This window comes from Streptomyces sp. NPDC021019 (assembly GCF_044333295.1).
GTDB lineage: Bacteria > Actinomycetota > Actinomycetes > Streptomycetales > Streptomycetaceae > Streptomyces.
The window spans coordinates 313921-330075 of record NZ_JBIRQR010000005.1 but is presented as its reverse complement, the minus strand read 5'-3'; the positions used below and the strand labels follow the sequence as shown (position 1 = coordinate 330075).

The window sequence follows — 16155 nt, the reverse complement described above, 5'->3', positions numbered from 1 at the left end:
GCGGGGTCCGTCGGGCGCTCAGCGGCCCCAGCGGAGCGCGGCCGTCCGCACGGGCGCGTCCCACAGGCGCAGCAGCTCCTCGTCGACCTGGCACAGCGTCACCGAACAGCCTGCCATGTCGAGCGATGTCACGTAGTTCCCCACGAGCGTACGAGCCACCGGGACACCCCGCTCGGACAGGACCCGATGGACCTCGGCATTGAACCCGTACAGCTCCAGCAGCGGTGTCGCCCCCATGCCGTTCACCAGCGCCAGCACCGGTCCGGTGGGGCGCAGATCGTCCAGTACCGCGCTCACGGCGAAGTCGGCGATCTCGCCGGACGTCATCATCGGCCGCCGCTCACGCCCCGGCTCCCCATGGATGCCGATGCCCAACTCCAGCTCCCCAGTGGGCAGATCGAAGGTGGGGCTGCCCTTGGCCGGAGTGGTGACGGCGCCCAGCGCCACCCCGAAGCTGCGTGAGGCCCCGTTCACCTGCCGTGCGACGGCGGCGACCCGCTCCAGCGGAGCGCCCTCGTCCGCCAGGGCTCCGGCGATCTTCTCGACGAACAGCGTCGCTCCCGTACCGCGCCGCCCGGCGGTGAACGTACTGTCGCTCACGGCCACGTCGTCGTCCACCACCACCTGGGCGACCTGGATTCCCTCGTCGTCGGCGAGCTCGGCGGCCATCTCGAAGTTGAGCACGTCGCCGGTGTAGTTCTTGACGACGAACAGCACCCCCGCCCCGCTGTCGACGGCTGCCGCCGCCCGCAGCATCTGGTCGGGCACGGGGGAGGTGAAGACCTCCCCGGGACAGGCGGCCGACAGCATCCCGGGTCCGACGAACCCGGCGTGCAGCGGCTCGTGCCCCGAACCACCCCCGGAGACGAGGCCCACCTTTCCCGCCACGGGCGCGTCCCGCCGCATGACGACCCGGTTCTCCACATCGACGGTCAGCTCGGGATGTGCGGCCGCGATGCCCCGCAGGGCATCGGCGACCACGGTCTCGGGAACGTTGATGAGCATTTTCATGCCAGTCTCCTGGTGTGCGTAGCAGAGGGCTTCGGGACCTGCGTTCTTCCAGGTGGGTAAGGATGGAGCGAGTTGTGGATCTTGGCGGTCCGTGGCGGCTTGCCCCGCCTTGTGGCGGTACTGATGCTGACTGCCTGCTGAGTTTCCTGGCTGATCGCCACCTTGTTGGCGCAGCGCTCTTTGATCTTGAGGGCGGCTTCTGGGTGCTCCAACGCGATGATGTCAACGTGGCATGCCCGATGCCACCGCAAAGGCGGCCTGCAAGGTCCCGGACGCAAAACGTCGGGGCTCGGCGGACCGGCGAGGAGGGCCACCGACGTGAGGGCATCTCCGGGGACGCGGTGTCGAACGTGGCCGGGCGGTTCCCCAGCCGACCCCCCACCCGTGCCTCCCGCCCGGAGCAACGGCCACGTCGGTCGCCACGCTGTCTCGGGGGTGATCCGAAGACGCTGCACGACTGGCCGCTGCCCGGCCCAGCCGTCTTCGACGTCCTCGCTCGTACTCTCCAGCTCAACGACGAGCAGCACCAGCGGCGGATCTGTGCGAAGGTTCCGGGCACGTGGAGCGGACGCCCTGCGGGACGGTCAAGCGCTGACCACGGATGCCTTACTCTGCACTTTTTCGGCCATGCCTCTCATGCTGTGGCTGGATTGGGCGCATCGTTGGGTCTGCGGGATTTCCGTTCCCGCCACCCGGTCGGGCCCCGCCCCACGCTGCGAAGCGGGCAGGGCCCGCCGCTCTTCCCGGCTCCCCACGGCAGGGGAACCTGGCCAGGGGAATCAAGCGTCGTTCTGCGGCACCCGGAGCGATACCGGTTCGTCCTGACCGTGCCACACCACCTTGATCACTGCTGGGACGGGATCTGCGTAGTCGCCCGCCATCATGAACGGGTGCGGCTCGTTCTCGCCCAGCGACAGCCCGGCCGGCCAGGGTCTCATCGCCGGGTACTCTCCCACCGCGCGGATGTTCTCAGCGCGGGCGGCGCCCTGATTGAACAGCAGAAACATGCTGCCACCGCTGTACTCGATGCGGAGGTCCACCCGCGGGCGGCACGCCTCTTCCTCCGCCGCACGCCGCTCCGCCGCCTCGCGTCGCTGATCGGCCAGCGTCTCCTCGGCCACCGTGGCCGACCGTTCCGAAGCGAGGCGCGACAACCGTGCCTCCTCCACCGAAGCTTCAGCGGCGGTAACCGACTTCTCGGCCGCGTTCGCGGAACGTCGACCGTCCCGCTGCGCCCTGAGGCTGATGACCAGCGCGACCACGGCGACCAGCCAAGCCAACCAGGCGGGTCAGTCCCCCCAACCCAACGGTGCGGTCCACGACCGCGCGTATCCCCAGTTCATGGATGGACCGCACTGCCGCGGGCCTACGCGGCGCTGCCGGGCGCTGCCGGGACCATACGCACCCGCACCACCATCACCGCCGCGCTCACGGCAGTCCAGCTCACCATCACCGGGTGCGGATCCGAACCTGAACCGGCAGCGCCTGCCGCCACCGTGACGCTGTGCCGCCGCGGCTTCCTGGTTGCCGCTCCGAACCGGATCGCTGACGGCAGAGGGCCCGGTGCGGAGGGCCGCTCCCCGTCCGGAACGGCCCTTCACTCATGCAGGTGCAGCGATCAGGTCCCGGTCAGGAGGCGGCCCGGGCCAGCGCGGCCAGGCCGTTCCGCCAGAGCTGGTTGACCCGCGCTCGCTCGTTGGCGTCCGGCTGGGCGTTGGTGCAGGACGGGCCGGGGCCGCCGCCGGACATCAACTGGCTGCACGGGCCGGAGTAGGTGTCCGGCAGGCCGAGTACGTGTCCGGTCTCGTGCGTGGTGACGCGGGTCGAGTTGTACTGCTGGTTCTGCCGGTAGTCCAGGAAGATGAAGCCGCGGCCGTGTCCGTCGGTCGAGGCGTACGATCCGCGCGGATCGTTTCCTTCGCGGTACGTGAAGTCAGCTCTGGAGCCTTCCTGAAGCCGGACGTTGGAGACCGAGCTGTTCCAGATCCGGGTGCTGTTGGCTATCTGGGTGCGGAAGCTCGGGGCGTAGGCCGCGCTGTACGTGACCGTGACGGCCTGGGTTCCCGGATTGGCGGCCCGCTTCTCGGCGACCGACTTCATGACCGCGTCGAGGAAGGCCCGGTTCGAGGCGGCGTGCTCGCCCGACCCGTTGTACGCGGCGATGCCGGCTGGGGTGGAGGTGGCAGGAGCAGGAGCGGCGGAGACCGCGGGAGCTGAGCCCAGCGCGGCAACTAGACCGAGGCCGGCGATGGCAGAGGCGATGGCGGTCGGGAGGTGTCTCATGGGGGATTTCTCCTACTGTCCGATGAGGCCGCGCCCTGGAGTTTGTCCGCTGAACGGACGGGGCGCGGGACGGTACGGGGAGAGTGTGGGGGAGCGGACACCCGCCGGGAATGATGCCAACTCGCGATGACACCGTCCTATCCCCCGTCCTCCCGGGCGAGTCGCGCCACCATGACATCGGCTCAAGACCGCCATGTGGCGAGGAAGCCCCTGGCCCGCTCTCCGCAGCCCTGGGGGCTTCCTCGTCCACTGACCGCCTCGTCCACTGACCGCCTACGCTCCGGACCGTCTCGCCCCGGACGCGAACCGCTGCCGCGCCGAGGTATGTCTCGGGGTGTGGTCCCGGCAGCGTGACCGACCGGGGCGCCGCCCCGACGTCGTGCCAGCGACCGGGGCGACGACCACCACGGGCACGGGAAGCGGCACCACTCGGCGTCGCGGGCCGTTCCGTTGCCGCGGAGGGAAACGGCTGCGCCGACGGACGGGGACCGGCCAGGGAGCAGCCTCGTACGCGACGACGGAGCCCGCGCACGGCTCGGCGAGTTCGAGGGGTGCGGCCTTCGTCACGGCGTTTGCGGGCCCGGCGTGCCGACGTGCTCGGTCGGGCCGGTGCCGGACCGGGGGCGGTGGTCGGTGCCGAGGCCGGCGGTGACGGTCAGGATGGACGCCGACCCCGCCATGTCGACCGCGTGCCACACCCCGGCCGGGTTCACGGTGGCCTCACCCGGCCGGAGCGTGACGCGCTCGGGCACCCCGTCCGCGTCGCGGGTGACCGTCACCGACCCCTGGAGGCAGACGACCAGTTCGTCGCCGGCGGGGTGCCGCTCCCAGTGGTCGCCGGGGCCGTCGCCGTCGAAGATCGCCACTGTCCGGCCCTCGGCGCCGTCCGCCGCGACCGCGGCGCTGTAGGCCTGGAGCACCTCCGGTTCCCAGGCGAAGCCCTCGACGGGTTTGGCTCTCGATCCCAGCCCGAGGTGCACGGGGGTGGTCCGCAGGTCGATGGCGTTGCGTTCGTGGTTGATGAGTCTCATGCCGGCGATCGTCACAGGACGGCCATCGGGTGGTCTTGAAGGAAAGGGAACGGTAACCGACGCGACGGGCAGCCGGCCGACGGCTACCGGGTCCCGAGGAGGACTTCGCCGCGACGCCAGGCTGTGGGCGACCGACCCGTGAACTCCCTCCAGTCCCGGACGAGATGAGCCTGGTCGGCGTAGCCGGAGAGAGTCGCCACATCGGCCCACGGGAGCGGATCGTGTGCTGTTGCCAGTTCGTGCGCGTACTCGAAGCGCAGAACACGGGCGAAGGTCTTCGGTAGCAGGCCCACCTCACTGTGAAACCGCTCGGTGAGATATCGACGGCTCCAGCCCAGTTCTGCGGCGACCGCCCCAACCTGGACACGGCCCCGCGCGGCGACGAGGCGGCGCCAGGCCTCGGCCACCTCGGGGCGTACCCGGGGGACGCGTTCGCCGCCGACGCTGCGGCCGACTGCTCGCAGGAGCAGTTCATCCAGCGCGGCGAACCGCGAAGCCCAGGTCGTTGCCGTTCGGAGCCGGTCGACCAGCTCGATGCCAAGCGCTCCGAGAAGCTCGTCGAGTGGAACCAGCTGGTGGGCGAGCGCAGCAGCGGGCATGCCGTAGACGGCCCGAGCCCCGAGAGGCGTCAGCGACACCTGCACACCTTGCTGGCGTCCGTCGTGGTGGATCGCGACGGACCGGCACATGAGACCGCCGGCCACGCTGCCGAATCGGGTCACCGGCGACGCGTCGTCGACGCCCCTCGCCACCCCCAGAGGGTCGGACAGGCTGATCACCGCGGTGAGCACGCGGCCCGGCGGACCGCAGTGCACCCCGGCCGGGAATCCGCGAAGGTCGAAACCGGTATACGAGCTGACGTACCGTCGCAAGGCGGGCGTCGGACGCGCATCGATCCTGGTAGCCCTATGGTCCTCCACCCTCGACAGTGTAGGAACCGTAGGTCTGTTGGTGGGCTCTCGTGCTCAACTGCCGCGGGTTCTCCTGGGAGTCCGGTCCTGCCCGTCGGCGACCGTCTGCATCGCCGCGAGGGCATGGAGGGCCGGCTCGGCTCCCTCGGACTGGTCCGTAACCCCGTAGTCCTGTGCAGCGGCCTCTGCGTCGGCGCGGCCGTCGAACTGCGCGCCGGTCGACGGCTTCTCCGTCATGGACCAGACCGGGTCGATGCGGGCTTTGCCACCGAAGACCGGGACCGCGTCCGCCGTCACGGGCCGCACCGGCGACTGATCACGCCCGTTGAGATCCATATCCCGGCGACATCGGCGATCACCCCCGGGATACTGGTCGCCCATGGAAGAAGTCGAAGTCATCGTCGCCCATTCCGAGCGCGCGACTCTGCGCGTCGGCGACGTGTTCCTGAAGGTGGACGCCGACCGGGCGCGCCTCGACGTCGAGGTCGATGCGATGTCCCTCGCGCCCGTTCCGACCCCGGAGGTTCTGTGGCGCAGGCCGCCCGTGCTCGCGATCGCCGCACTCCCCGGAGCAACGCTCGGGCGTCTCGGCGGGCCGTCGACCGAGTCGTCGGCGGCGTGGGCCGCGGCGGGCGCCGCCATCCGGAAGCTGCACGACGCACCGCCGCCGCCCTGGCCCGGTCGGGCCGGGCGGAGCGCTGTCGCGCTGGCTGCGGAACTCGACGACGCGTGCGCGTCGCTCGTGACGAACGGCCTCCTGCCCGCTGACCTGGTCACCCACAACCGCCGGGTCGCCGAGGCCGCGCTCCGGCCGTGGACCCCGGCGTTCACGCACGGCGACCTGCAGATCGCGCACGTCTTCCTCGACCGCGACGAGGTCACGGGCATCATCGACTGGTCCGAGGCGGGCCGGGGTGATGCCCTGTACGACCTCGCCACCTTCACGCTCGGACACGAGAAGCACCTCGACGAGGTCCTCGCCGGCTACGGCGCCGACGTCGACCTCGACGTGATCCACGCGTGGTGGTCGTTGCGAAGCCTGCTGGCAGTTCGCTGGCTGATCGAGCACGGCTTCGACCCGTTCGCGCCGGGCTGCGAGGTCGATGTGCTGAGATCGCGGATGTGAGGCGATCGACTTCCCCCCCCCACGGAGTGGAACGAGACGGCCGGCGCGTTCGCCGTCCAGCATCCCGGCGCAGCAGCACGCATGGCGCCGGGATACGCATGATGCCGGGGTACGTCTTCGCCGGCGTGCCTCTGGCCCTGCCCGCGACCGCGGCGCTGGGCGGCACGGGGACGCCGAGAGGTCCGGTAGGCCGGCAGCGCCTCTCAGGTCGTCAGGCCGCTGATGGCGTCACCGACGTACTTCACGCCGAGGACGACGAAGAGGGTGGTCATGATGGCGGGGTTGTGGCGGGCCATCCAAGTCTTCCAGCCGCCGAGGGTCGCCGCGGACTTCTCACGGCCGCCGAGGTAGACGCCGAGCGGCAGCAGGGTGCAGAGGGAGGCGATGAGGACCATCAGTACGGCTGCCACGGTCCTGCCGCCCGTGGTGGCGGTGGAGCCGGCGATGGACAAGGCGCCGCCGAGGGCGAGGACGAGGTTTTTGGGGTTGCCGACGACCAGGGCGACGGCGAGGCCCGCGGCCTTGACGGGGGTGAAGGTGTCGAGGGCCTTCATCCAGCCCGGGGTCCCGGCGTCCTGCCCCTCGCGAGGCCGTCCGCGCCACTGTCCGACGCCCAGGAGCAGGAACAGTACGCCGAGCGCGAGTTTCAGCCAGAGCGTCCAGGCGGCGGGGCCGGCGTCGCCGGAGGCGTCCGCACCGGATCCGGCGAGAACGACGACGGTGACCACGGCGGCGACGGCGAGAATCCACCCGGCGGTGAAGGCCATACCGTTGGACCGGCCCTTGGGCGTGGCCAGCATGAGGATCACGGCGATCAGCGGCAAGGGGCTGATCGCGATGCCGACGGCCGAGGTCAGCATCTGTCCGATCGCGTCACCCATGTGGTCTCTCCCCTCTGCCCGCGGAAAGGAACCGCCCTCAACCTCGCACGGAGCACGGTCGCCCGCCTGCCGTGGAGTCGCCCTCCGGGCGGGCGGCGCTCGGCTTCACCCGGACGGCAGGCCCGGCCCGTGCCCCGAGGGGTGCCCGGTCAGCCCCCGGTGGTCAAGGGGCGGAAAGCGGCGACGTGACGGGTGCGGGGTGCGCCGGTGACAGAAGCAACCGGGATGGTCACCACACTCACCAGCACCATCGCGCTGACCCCGTAGAACGCCCATTCGGACGCCGGGCTCGACCCGAAGGGCGCGGGGAACGTCGCCATGCTCACCCCGCCCCCGCCCCCGCCCCCGCACCCGGCACAAAGGCAGCCAGCCTGAGCGCAAGGGCTGTTCCGACAACCCTGCCGACCGGACGGCTGAGCTCCGTCATTCGCACGCGCGCCGGCAAGAGCCGGCCGCGTCGCCGCTGGGCCTCGACGACTACCGGAGCCGACCCGGTGCCATTGCGACTGAGACTGTGCCGCGAAATGCTGGAACCTACGAAGCGACTCAGCGTGGCGGACATGGAGGTAGGTATGCCGAGGCCTTTGTGGACCGGCGCGATCAGCTTCGGCCTGGTCACCATCCCGGTGAAGGTCGTCTCCGCGACCCAGGACCACTCGATCCACTTCCGCCAGGTCCACCTGGAGGATCTCGGACGGGTGCGCACCCGGAAGGTCTGCGAGCTGGACGGCGAAGCACTGTCGCAGGACGAGATCGGCAAGGGCTACGAGCTCTCCGAGGGGCAGACGGTGCCGATCACGGATGAGGAACTGGACCGGATTCCGTTGCCCACCGCGAAAGCCATCGAGATCGTCGCTTTCGTGGACGCCGACAGCGTCGACCCGATCCGGATCAGCGACTCCTACTACCTCGCGATCGACGGCAAGGTCGCCGAGAAGCCCTACACCCTGCTGCGCCGGGCGCTGGAGCGCTCGGACAAGGTGGCCGTCGCGAAGTTCGCCTGGCACAACCGTGAGCGGCTGGGGCTGCTGCGGGTCCGGGAAGAGGCGATCGTGCTGCACTCGATGCGCTGGCCGGACGAGGTCCGCAGCCCCGAGTCCCTGGCCCCGCGAGAGGTGGAGCTGGACGACGACGAGATCGAGCGGGCCGTCCAGCTGACCGACTCCATGGCTCTGGACAGCATCGCCGGGTTCCGGGACACCTACCGGGACGCCCTGGAGGAGCTGCTCACGGCGAAGTCGGAGGGCAAGGAGCTTCCGGAGCCCGCCGAGGGCGAGGAGCAGGAGGAGGGCAGGGTCGTGGACCTGATGGCCGCGCTGAACGCGTCGGTCGAGGCGGCGAAGGAGAGCAGAGGGGAGGACGGGGGAGGGGAGGCCACGGTGCACGAGATGCGGCCCCGGAAGAAGACCGCGGCGACGAAGACGGCCTCGTCCGGGAAGCCGGCCGCCGGCCGCAGGACGGCGGCGTCCAGGAAGGCCACCGGTCAGAAGGCGGGCGCCAAGAAGACGACCGCGGCGAAGAAGACGACCGGCGCCAAACGCACGGCGAAGAAGCGGAGCGCCTCCTGACCGAGGACCGAGAGGGTTCCGTGGCGCGTCTGCCCAGCATCGCACCGATGCTCGCGACGCCCGGGCGGCTGCCCCCGCCCTCGGAGGACACCTCGTACGCGTACGAGGTGAAGCAGGACGGGCAGCGGTGCATGGTCTACCTGCCCGGCGACGGTTCGGTACGGTTGCGCTCCCGGTCCGGCGCCGACATCACCCCCGCCTATCCCGAGCTCGCGAGCCTGGGGACGGTGCTGGGCTCCCGCCCCGCCGTGCTGGACGGGGAGATCGTCGCCCTGGACGACGAGGGGCGCGGCGACTTCCAGCGGCTGCAGCCCCGGATGGGGCTGGCCGGCTCCGGGGCCAGGGCGGCCCGCATGGCCGCGAAGGCGCCCGTGCACCTGATGCTCTTCGACGTCGTGTACCTCGGCACGAGCCGGCTCACCCGCACCCCGTACTCCGAACGCCGTGCCGTCCTGGACTCCCTGGGCCTGGACGGGCCCGCGTGGTCGACCCCGGCGGCGGTCGTCGGGCACGGGCAGCGGGCGCTGGAGATGACGCGGACCGCCGGCTTCGAAGGGATCGTCGCCAAGCGGCGCACCTCCCTCTACGAGCCGGGTGTCCGCTCCCGGGCGTGGGTCAAGATCCGGCATGTGCGGACCGAGGACATCGTCGTCGGCGGCTGGCTGCCCGGCCACGGCCGCCTCACCTCTCTGCCCGGCGCCCTCCTCATGGGCCGACCGGACCCCGGCGGGGGACTCCGCTACGTCGGCGGCGTCGGCACCGGCTGGAGCGACGCCGAACGCACCACCCTCGCAGCCCTCCTGCACGCCGCGGCGACCGACACCTGCCCGTTCACCGAGCGGCCGGCGGTGACCGGGGCCCGGTGGGTGGAGCCCCGGCTGGTCGGAGAGGTCCGCTACACGACCCGCACCAGGGCCGGGCGGCTGCGCCAGCCCTCCTGGCACCGCCTGCGCCCCGACCTCACACCCGATGACCTCCGCTGAGTCGCGCGCAGGGCAGCCAGTCCTCCGTCGAGCATCCACCGTACGGCCTCGGGCCTCGCCTCCGGGGAGTTCAGCGTCCACCGCCCTCCGTGGCTCCGACCAGAGCCGTTCACCGTTCGCCCGGGAGCACCTTGTTACGCTCGCCCCATGCTGAGACTCGGAATGCCTGTCGTCGGCGTCACCGACATCCCCCGAGCGGTCGCCTTCTGGACCGCTGCGCTGAACCTGGTCGCCAGTCAGGAGTGGGCGAGCGAGACGTGGCGGACGCTCGACCACGCCGACGGCTCCGGCCGGGCGCTCGGCCTGTTGCGCAGCGACTCCCCGCCCGAGCCGCACCCCCGTATCCATCTGGACCTCTTCACGGATTCGGCCGAGGAGCAGCAAAGCGAGGTCCGGCGACTGCTCGGTCTCGGCGCGCGGAGCGTCGACTGGGACCTCTACCCGGCCGATCCTGACTTCGTTGTCCTGGCCGACCCCGACGGCAACATCTTCTGCGTCGTGGACCTGAGCCACGCACCCAGCGGCGCGAGCTGAACGGCACGACGAACCGGCCCCGTATCCGCGGGGCGACCTGACCGCCTCCGCCGGAGGACGACCTGACCGGCCGGGCCGCGGGCCCCACGTACCGGCTCACGGCAGGCGTCACGCGCGCTTCCGCGGCCGCCGTTCGGTTCCGGCGAGCGCGCGGTCGAGGGCGGCCACGCCCAGGCCGGCCAGCACGATCTGGATGAGCCACTCCGACCAGTCGACGCCCCGCGTGTCGCCCACACCCAGTACGGACGCCAGCAGCGAGCCGAGGAGCGCGGCGGCCATGCCGACGACGAGCGTCCACAGGACGCCGATGTGCTGACGGCCGGGCAGGACGAGGCGCCCCAGCAGGCCGACCGCCGCGCCGATGATCAGAGCGCTGACGAGTCCGGAGATGTGCATGGCCGGCTCCTTCGTGGTCGACGTGTCCGCTTCGCGTACCCCGAGGGGCGCTGAGGACTCTCGGGACACGAGACCCGCCGACACGTGACGACACCGCCGAAGTCGCCGCCGCGCGCGGGCATTCGGCGTCATCGGAGGCGGCTCGCCACCATCGGCCCATTCGTTCGTGCATACGTCCGGAGCGCAGGGGCAGGCGCATGTCAGCCACGGACGACGGAGGCCGATCGTAAGCGGTCATCCCCGGCGACAGGTGAATGATGAGCACCGAGAAGAAGACCGATGACGAGCACGACGGAAAGCGTGTCGACGTTCCTACCGCCATGAGGCAGGCCTCTGCGCAGCTCACGGAATTGCTCCAGTGCGAGCCGGGTTCTGTTTCCGCGGTGAAGGCCACCGAGGACGGTTGGGCGGCGGATGTGGAGGTGGTCGAGCTGGAAAGAGTGCCGGACACCATGAGTGTGATGGCCTCCTACCGGGTCGAACTCGACCCGCAGGGAACGCTGTTGTCCTACGAGCGACTGCGCCGCTACGCCAGGGGCCAGATCGACCGGCGCTGAAAATTCCGTCGTCAGACGTAAACAAGACCTCAGACGTACAAGGATCACCGAAAGGAGTTCCCCATGGCACTCGTTCAGCAGAGCAATGCGACGTCCGGTGGCGGGAGCGGCTCGGGAAATCTCTACGACGTTCTTGAACTCATACTCGACCGCGGGTTGGTCATCGACGCATTCGTCCGTGTCTCCCTGGTCGGTATCGAGATTCTCAAAATCGACGTCCGGGTGGTGGTCGCGAGCGTCGACACCTATCTGCGGTTCGCCGAAGCCTGCAACCGACTCGACCTCGAGTCCGGGCGCAAGGCGCCGAGCCAGCTCACCGACCTGGTCGGCGACATGACGGAGAACGGCGCCAAGGGCAAGTCCAAGGGCGCGCTCAGCGGTGCCGTCGAGGCGGTGACCGAGTCGTTGCAGGGCAAGCGCGACGAGCCCGAGGAAGAGCCGCGCAAGCGCCCGGCCCGTAAGTCGACGTCCAGCCGCCAGACCCAGCGAAGCGAGGAGTAACGGTGCCCACCTACATCTACGCCATCACCGGCGCCGACCACCCGCTGCCCCTCAACGGCCTGCACGGCGTGGGCGACCCGCCGTCCGCCCTGCGTACCCTGCACACCGACCGGCTGGCCGCCGTGGTCAGCGACGCACCTCCCGGACTCCGCGCCAAGCGCCGCGATGTGATGGCCCATCAGGCTGTTCTGGAGGCGCTGATGGCGGGTGGTGCGACCCTGCCCATGAGGTTCGGCCTGGTGGGCCCCGGCGACGACGAGGTCACCGCGGCCCTGGACCGGGAGGCCGACGCGTATGGGGACCGGCTGGTGGAACTCGACGGCCGGGTGGAGTACAACCTCAAGGCCGGCCGAGACGAGGAGGACCTCCTGCGGGAGATCATGACCGAGTCCCACGACATCCGGGAACTCAACGAACGGACGCGTGCCCAGGGCGGCCACGACGACCGGGTCGCGCTGGGAGAGCTCGTGGCCCGCGAGGTGACCGCCCGCCACCAGCGGGAGGCGGAGGACGTCGCCGCCCGGCTGGCGGACGTCGCCACCCGCAGCTCGCACGCGGAGCCGGCCCCGCAGCAGTTCCTCAACCTGTCCTTCCTCGTGCCCCGGGCGGAGACCGACGCCTTCGTGGCGGCTGTCCGGCGCGAGGCGGAGCAGCGCGGCGACGCGTACGCGTTCACCCTGACCGGCCCGCTGCCGCCGTACAGCTTCGTCTGACCGCCGCGGCCCCGGGCCCGTCCGGCCCTCCTCAGGAGCGGAGGTGATCTGTCCGCCATGGGCCTCATCAGCACCATCCTGACCCTGCCGCTGGCTCCCGTACGGGGGACGGCCTGGGTCCTCGACCAGGTCGTCAAGGCCGCCGAGGAGGAGTACTACGACCCCGAGCCGGTACGTGCCCGGCTTGCCCAGTTGGAACAGGACCTGATCAACGGCCTCGTCGACGAGGACGAGTTCGACCGGCGCGAGGACGAACTCCTCGACCAGCTCGACGAGATCGAGGAATACCGCAACAGCGCACGGCACACGCCGTGACCATCAACCACGACACACGTGACCGGGGGAGAGCAGAGGTGCATCGCACATGACGAAGAACGCCAAGATAGGCGCGGCTCTGGTGGGGGGATACCTGCTGGGGCGTACCAAGAAGGCCAAACTCGCCCTGGGGTTCGGAATGTTCCTCCTCGGCAAGAAGATCGACCTCGACCCGCGGCAGCTCGGCAGGATGCTGGCCGACTCACCGGTCCTCGGCTCCCTCAACGACCAGGTGCGCAAGGAACTGGTCGACGCCACCAAAACGGCGGCCACCAAGGCCGTCACGCAGCGGGCCGGCAGCCTGGCCGACTCCCTGCAGCAGCGCACCCAGGCGCTGGGGGCCGGTTCCGGGACCGACGAGGAGAAGCCGGACGAGGAGGACGACGAGACCAGGACAGCCGCCGCCGACGATGAGGAAGCCGAGGCGGACCGGGACGAGGACACGGGCGGGGACCAGAAGCGCAAGCGCACTTCCCGGAAGACCACCGCCGCGTCCGACTCCAAGCCCACGTCCAGGAACCGGGCCTCCTCCGGCGGTAGCCGGTCCGGGAGCGGGGGCAGGTCCGCCCCCGCCCGCAAGAGCGGCGGAACCGCCCGGAAGACCGCGGCCTCCGGCGCCCGCAAGGCCAAGGGAGGCGACGATGCCTGACTCCGCACTCGGCGGCATCAAGGACGACGTGGTCAAGAGTCCGGCCACCGACCGCCTCAAGGACGAGCTGCAGAACTACCTCCGGGCCCGTGCCGAACACGCGGTGACCCAGCTGGGGCACCGTCTCGGCGACTCGGTGTCCAAGCTCGCGGAGCCGGGCGGCGGGGGTGATGCGCTCAAGAGTCTGGCCAAGGGCGGCCAAGCCATCGGGGAAGGCAAGTCACCCGGTCAGGCCGCCCTGAGCGCGGGCGCCTCCCATCTCAAGGACACCGTCAAGGACAAGGTCAAGGGATTGTTCGGCAAGGGTCGCAAGTCGGGTGGGGGCAAGTCCAAGAGCGTCACCATCGTCGAGGACATCGACGTCGGCGTACCGGTCCGCGAGGCGTACGACCAGTGGACCCAGTTCCAGGAGTTCAGCTCGTTCGCCAAGGGCGTCGTGAGCGTGGAGAAGGCGGACGACACCACCAGCAACTGGAAGGTGAAGGTCGCCAAGTCGACCCGCAGCTGGAAGGCGAACGTCACCGAGCAGGTGCCCGACGAACGCATCACCTGGACCACCGAAGGAGCCAAGGGCACCGTCAAGGGCGTGGTCACCTTCCACGCGATCACCGACGATCTCACCCGTGTCCTCCTGGTCCTCGAATACTTCCCCAAGGGGCTCTTCGAGAAGACCGGCAACATCTGGCGCGCCCAGGGCCGCCGAGCCCGGCTCGACCTCAAGCTCTACCGCAAGTTCATCATGATGCGCGGCGAGGCGACCGACAGCTGGCGGGGCGAGATCCGGGACGGAGAAGTCGTCGTCGGCCACGAGGAAGCGCTCGACGAGGAGGAGGCGCAGAACGACGAGGGCGCCGAGTCCGGGGACCAACCGACCGCGTCCGAGGACGAGCAGCTCCCTGACGAGGACGACGATCCCGCGTACGACGACGAAGAGCCGCAGGACGAGGAAGTCGAAGAGCCGCAGGACGAGGAAGTCGAAGACGAGGAAGACGCCGAAGACGGCGAGGGCGCCGAAGACGAGGAAGACGCCGAAGACGAGGAAGACGTCGAGGACGACGAGGGCGCCGAGGACGACGAGGACGGCGTGCCGGTGGACGAGTCGGAGCAGCCCGCCGACCGGTGACCGGGCCCGCACACAGAGCCGCACCGAGACCCTACGGAAAGGCGTGAGACACCGTGTCCGATTCACTCGCCGGCCGGATGCCGGCCCCGCCCCGAGGGGCCGGCCCGGCACACGGGCAGCAGGGCTCGTCGGCCAACCTCGCCGACATCCTGGAAAGGGTGTTGGACAAGGGCATCGTCATCGCCGGTGACATCCAGATCAACCTGCTCGACATCGAGCTGCTCACCATCAAGCTCCGCCTGCTCGTCGCCTCCGTCGACAAGGCCAAGGAGATGGGCATCGACTGGTGGGAGCACGATCCCTCGCTCTCCTCACGAGCCCGCCCCGTGCGTGAGACCGAGGCCGGCACCGGGCGTGACGCGCTGGCCGACGAGAACGAGCGGCTGCGCGCCGAACTGGCCGACCTGAGGGCGGCTGCCGGGCTTCCGGGCTCCGGGGCGGCCGAAGACCGGACCGTCCCGGCGGAACAGGAGGGGGAACGATGAGCACCGGACCGAACTCGCCCGCCCGCGCTCTCGGCGCCGGCGCCGAGGAGATGAGTTACGTCTACGCCGTCGGCCGTGAGGGCCCGGCCCTGGACGGGCTCGCCACCCGGCTGCCGGGCGTGGACGGCCGACCCCTGCGGCCCGTCGGTGGAGGCGGGCTGTGCGCCCTCGTCTCCTCCGTGCCGGCGGACACGTTCAGCGAGCAGGGACTCACCGCGCAGATGGAGGACCTGGACCGGCTCGAAGCCGTGGCCCGGGCCCACCACGCCGTGGTGGACGCCGCGTTCGCGGAGACCGCCGTCCTGCCGATGCGGCTGGCCACGGTCTATCTGGACGACACCCGGGTGGCCGACATGCTGGTCCGGCAACGCAGCGAGTTCCAGGAGCTGTTGGGCCGCCTGGAGGGACACGTCGAGCTGGGCGTGAAGGTCTACGCCGATCCCCGTGCGGCTGCCGCGACGGCACCGGCACCGGCCGAGGCGAAGCCGTCGGGCGGCGGAGCGGGCCGCGCCTATCTGCGGCAGCGTCAGGCGCAGCAGCGCGACAGCCAGGACGTCTACCGGGCGGCGTCCGACCTGGCCGCCCGGGCCGCACGGCTGGCCGACGGAGTGGCGACCTCACGGGCGGTGCACCGCCCGCAGCAGGGGCAGCTCGCCGCCCGGGCCGGGGTGAACGTGGCCAACGAGGCCTACCTCGTGCCCCGGGAACACGCGGCGCGGTTCCACCGGGACCTCTCCGTACTGGCCGAGGGCGCCCCCGGGGTGTCGATCGAGGTGACCGGACCGTGGGCGCCCTACTCGTTCGCCACCGCCGTGGTGACGGAGGGTGCGGACGGCGGTGGCCCACGGTGAGCACGGACATCATCGGCGGCGTTCTCGGCGAGACCGAGCCCCGGGGCGGTCCGCCCGTCGCGCTGATCGATCTCCTGGACCGCCTGTTGAACGGCGGGGCCGTGCTCACCGGAGACCTCGTCCTGTCCATCGCCGACGTCGATCTCGTCCACATCAACCTTCGCGCGGTGATCCGGTCGATCACCGGTGAGGAGCCGGGGCCGTGGTGAGCCCGCCCCCGGCGGCGTACGAGCGAAG

At 70.8% G+C, this 16155-nt stretch carries 21 protein-coding genes; 13 read left to right on the top strand and 8 right to left on the bottom strand.

Translation table 11 applies throughout. The features are described 5' to 3' along the window. Window positions 1-18 precede the first annotated feature (18 nt). From dhaK to ACH4RG_RS26490, 6 genes are all read right to left on the bottom strand, one after another. The gene (gene dhaK / locus ACH4RG_RS26515; RefSeq protein ID WP_397924593.1) at window positions 19-1011 is read right to left on the bottom strand and encodes a dihydroxyacetone kinase subunit DhaK; all 993 of its coding nucleotides are present in this window, start codon (window positions 1009-1011) and stop codon (window positions 19-21) included. A 779-nt stretch (window positions 1012-1790) separates the two neighbouring features. Beyond that, on the bottom strand, window positions 1791-2273 hold the full coding sequence (locus ACH4RG_RS26510) for a hypothetical protein (protein WP_398540360.1): 483 nt from the start codon (window positions 2271-2273) through the stop codon (window positions 1791-1793). Window positions 2274-2640: 367 nt separating this feature from the next. Continuing rightward, window positions 2641-3294 carry a snapalysin gene (gene snpA / locus ACH4RG_RS26505; RefSeq protein ID WP_397931727.1) on the bottom strand — a complete coding sequence of 218 codons (654 nt, stop codon included), beginning with the start codon at window positions 3292-3294 and terminating at the stop codon, window positions 2641-2643. 563 nt (window positions 3295-3857) lie between these two features. Then, window positions 3858-4325: a cupin domain-containing protein gene (locus ACH4RG_RS26500; RefSeq protein WP_397924601.1), complete on the bottom strand. Its 468-nt coding sequence runs from the start codon at window positions 4323-4325 to the stop codon at window positions 3858-3860. Window positions 4326-4408: 83 nt separating this feature from the next. After that, a complete protein-coding gene (locus ACH4RG_RS26495; protein WP_397924603.1) occupies window positions 4409-5245 on the bottom strand; it encodes a helix-turn-helix domain-containing protein in 837 nt (278 codons plus the stop codon). 45 nt (window positions 5246-5290) lie between these two features. Further along, window positions 5291-5533, bottom strand: a complete 243-nt coding sequence (locus ACH4RG_RS26490) for a hypothetical protein (protein WP_397924605.1) — start codon at window positions 5531-5533, stop codon at window positions 5291-5293. 82 nt (window positions 5534-5615) lie between these two features. On the opposite strand from ACH4RG_RS26490, the gene ACH4RG_RS26485 reads away from it, so the two are divergent. Then, on the top strand, window positions 5616-6362 hold the full coding sequence (locus ACH4RG_RS26485) for a phosphotransferase family protein (RefSeq protein ID WP_398540359.1): 747 nt from the start codon (window positions 5616-5618) through the stop codon (window positions 6360-6362). Window positions 6363-6565: 203 nt separating this feature from the next. On the opposite strand, the gene ACH4RG_RS26480 is transcribed toward ACH4RG_RS26485, so the two are convergent. Continuing rightward, a complete protein-coding gene (locus tag ACH4RG_RS26480; protein WP_397931730.1) occupies window positions 6566-7243 on the bottom strand; it encodes a GAP family protein in 678 nt (225 codons plus the stop codon). Window positions 7244-7815: 572 nt separating this feature from the next. On the opposite strand from ACH4RG_RS26480, the gene ACH4RG_RS26475 reads away from it, so the two are divergent. The 3 genes from ACH4RG_RS26475 (at window position 7816) to ACH4RG_RS26465 (ending at window position 10328) form a co-directional block, all read left to right on the top strand. After that, on the top strand, window positions 7816-8811 hold the full coding sequence (locus ACH4RG_RS26475; RefSeq protein WP_397924611.1) for a Ku protein: 996 nt from the start codon (window positions 7816-7818) through the stop codon (window positions 8809-8811). 47 nt (window positions 8812-8858) lie between these two features. Further along, a complete protein-coding gene (gene ligD / locus ACH4RG_RS26470) occupies window positions 8859-9794 on the top strand; it encodes a non-homologous end-joining DNA ligase (RefSeq protein WP_397924613.1) in 936 nt (311 codons plus the stop codon). 147 nt (window positions 9795-9941) lie between these two features. Next, the gene (locus tag ACH4RG_RS26465; RefSeq protein WP_397924615.1) at window positions 9942-10328 is read left to right on the top strand and encodes a VOC family protein; all 387 of its coding nucleotides are present in this window, start codon (window positions 9942-9944) and stop codon (window positions 10326-10328) included. A gap of 108 nt (window positions 10329-10436) precedes the next feature. Here ACH4RG_RS26465 and ACH4RG_RS26460 read toward each other — a convergent pair whose 3' ends face one another. Further along, window positions 10437-10724, bottom strand: coding sequence for a GlsB/YeaQ/YmgE family stress response membrane protein (locus ACH4RG_RS26460; protein WP_361869714.1), 288 nt, complete (start codon window positions 10722-10724; stop codon window positions 10437-10439). 257 nt (window positions 10725-10981) lie between these two features. Here ACH4RG_RS26460 and ACH4RG_RS26455 point away from each other — a divergent pair, with 257 nt between their 5' ends. The 9 genes from ACH4RG_RS26455 to ACH4RG_RS26415 all read left to right on the top strand — a co-directional run bounded on the left by ACH4RG_RS26455 (window position 10982) and on the right by ACH4RG_RS26415 (window position 16127). Further along, a complete protein-coding gene (locus tag ACH4RG_RS26455) occupies window positions 10982-11281 on the top strand; it encodes a gas vesicle protein (RefSeq protein ID WP_397924617.1) in 300 nt (99 codons plus the stop codon). Window positions 11282-11344: 63 nt separating this feature from the next. Next, window positions 11345-11782, top strand: a complete 438-nt coding sequence (locus tag ACH4RG_RS26450; protein ID WP_397924619.1) for a gas vesicle structural protein GvpA — start codon at window positions 11345-11347, stop codon at window positions 11780-11782. Between the two features lie 2 nt (window positions 11783-11784). Further along, window positions 11785-12495 carry a GvpL/GvpF family gas vesicle protein gene (locus ACH4RG_RS26445; protein ID WP_397924621.1) on the top strand — a complete coding sequence of 237 codons (711 nt, stop codon included), beginning with the start codon at window positions 11785-11787 and terminating at the stop codon, window positions 12493-12495. Window positions 12496-12552: 57 nt separating this feature from the next. Beyond that, entirely contained in the window at window positions 12553-12810 is a 258-nt protein-coding gene (locus tag ACH4RG_RS26440) for a gas vesicle protein GvpG (RefSeq protein WP_397924623.1), read from the top strand. Between the two features lie 49 nt (window positions 12811-12859). Beyond that, window positions 12860-13459: a hypothetical protein gene (locus ACH4RG_RS26435; protein ID WP_397924625.1), complete on the top strand. Its 600-nt coding sequence runs from the start codon at window positions 12860-12862 to the stop codon at window positions 13457-13459. Next, entirely contained in the window at window positions 13452-14582 is a 1131-nt protein-coding gene (locus tag ACH4RG_RS26430) for an SRPBCC family protein (protein ID WP_398540358.1), read from the top strand. Before ACH4RG_RS26435 ends, ACH4RG_RS26430 begins: the two co-directional genes overlap by 8 nt. Window positions 14583-14635: 53 nt before the next feature. Next, the gene (locus tag ACH4RG_RS26425; protein WP_397924628.1) at window positions 14636-15067 is read left to right on the top strand and encodes a gas vesicle protein; all 432 of its coding nucleotides are present in this window, start codon (window positions 14636-14638) and stop codon (window positions 15065-15067) included. Next, window positions 15064-15918 (top strand): GvpL/GvpF family gas vesicle protein, encoded by an 855-nt coding sequence (locus tag ACH4RG_RS26420; protein ID WP_397924630.1) that lies wholly within the window; start codon window positions 15064-15066, stop codon window positions 15916-15918. The genes ACH4RG_RS26425 and ACH4RG_RS26420 overlap by 4 nt, the downstream gene beginning before the upstream one ends. Beyond that, a complete protein-coding gene (locus tag ACH4RG_RS26415; protein ID WP_265603411.1) occupies window positions 15915-16127 on the top strand; it encodes a gas vesicle protein in 213 nt (70 codons plus the stop codon). Before ACH4RG_RS26420 ends, ACH4RG_RS26415 begins: the two co-directional genes overlap by 4 nt. The last annotated feature ends 28 nt before the right edge of the window (window positions 16128-16155 follow it).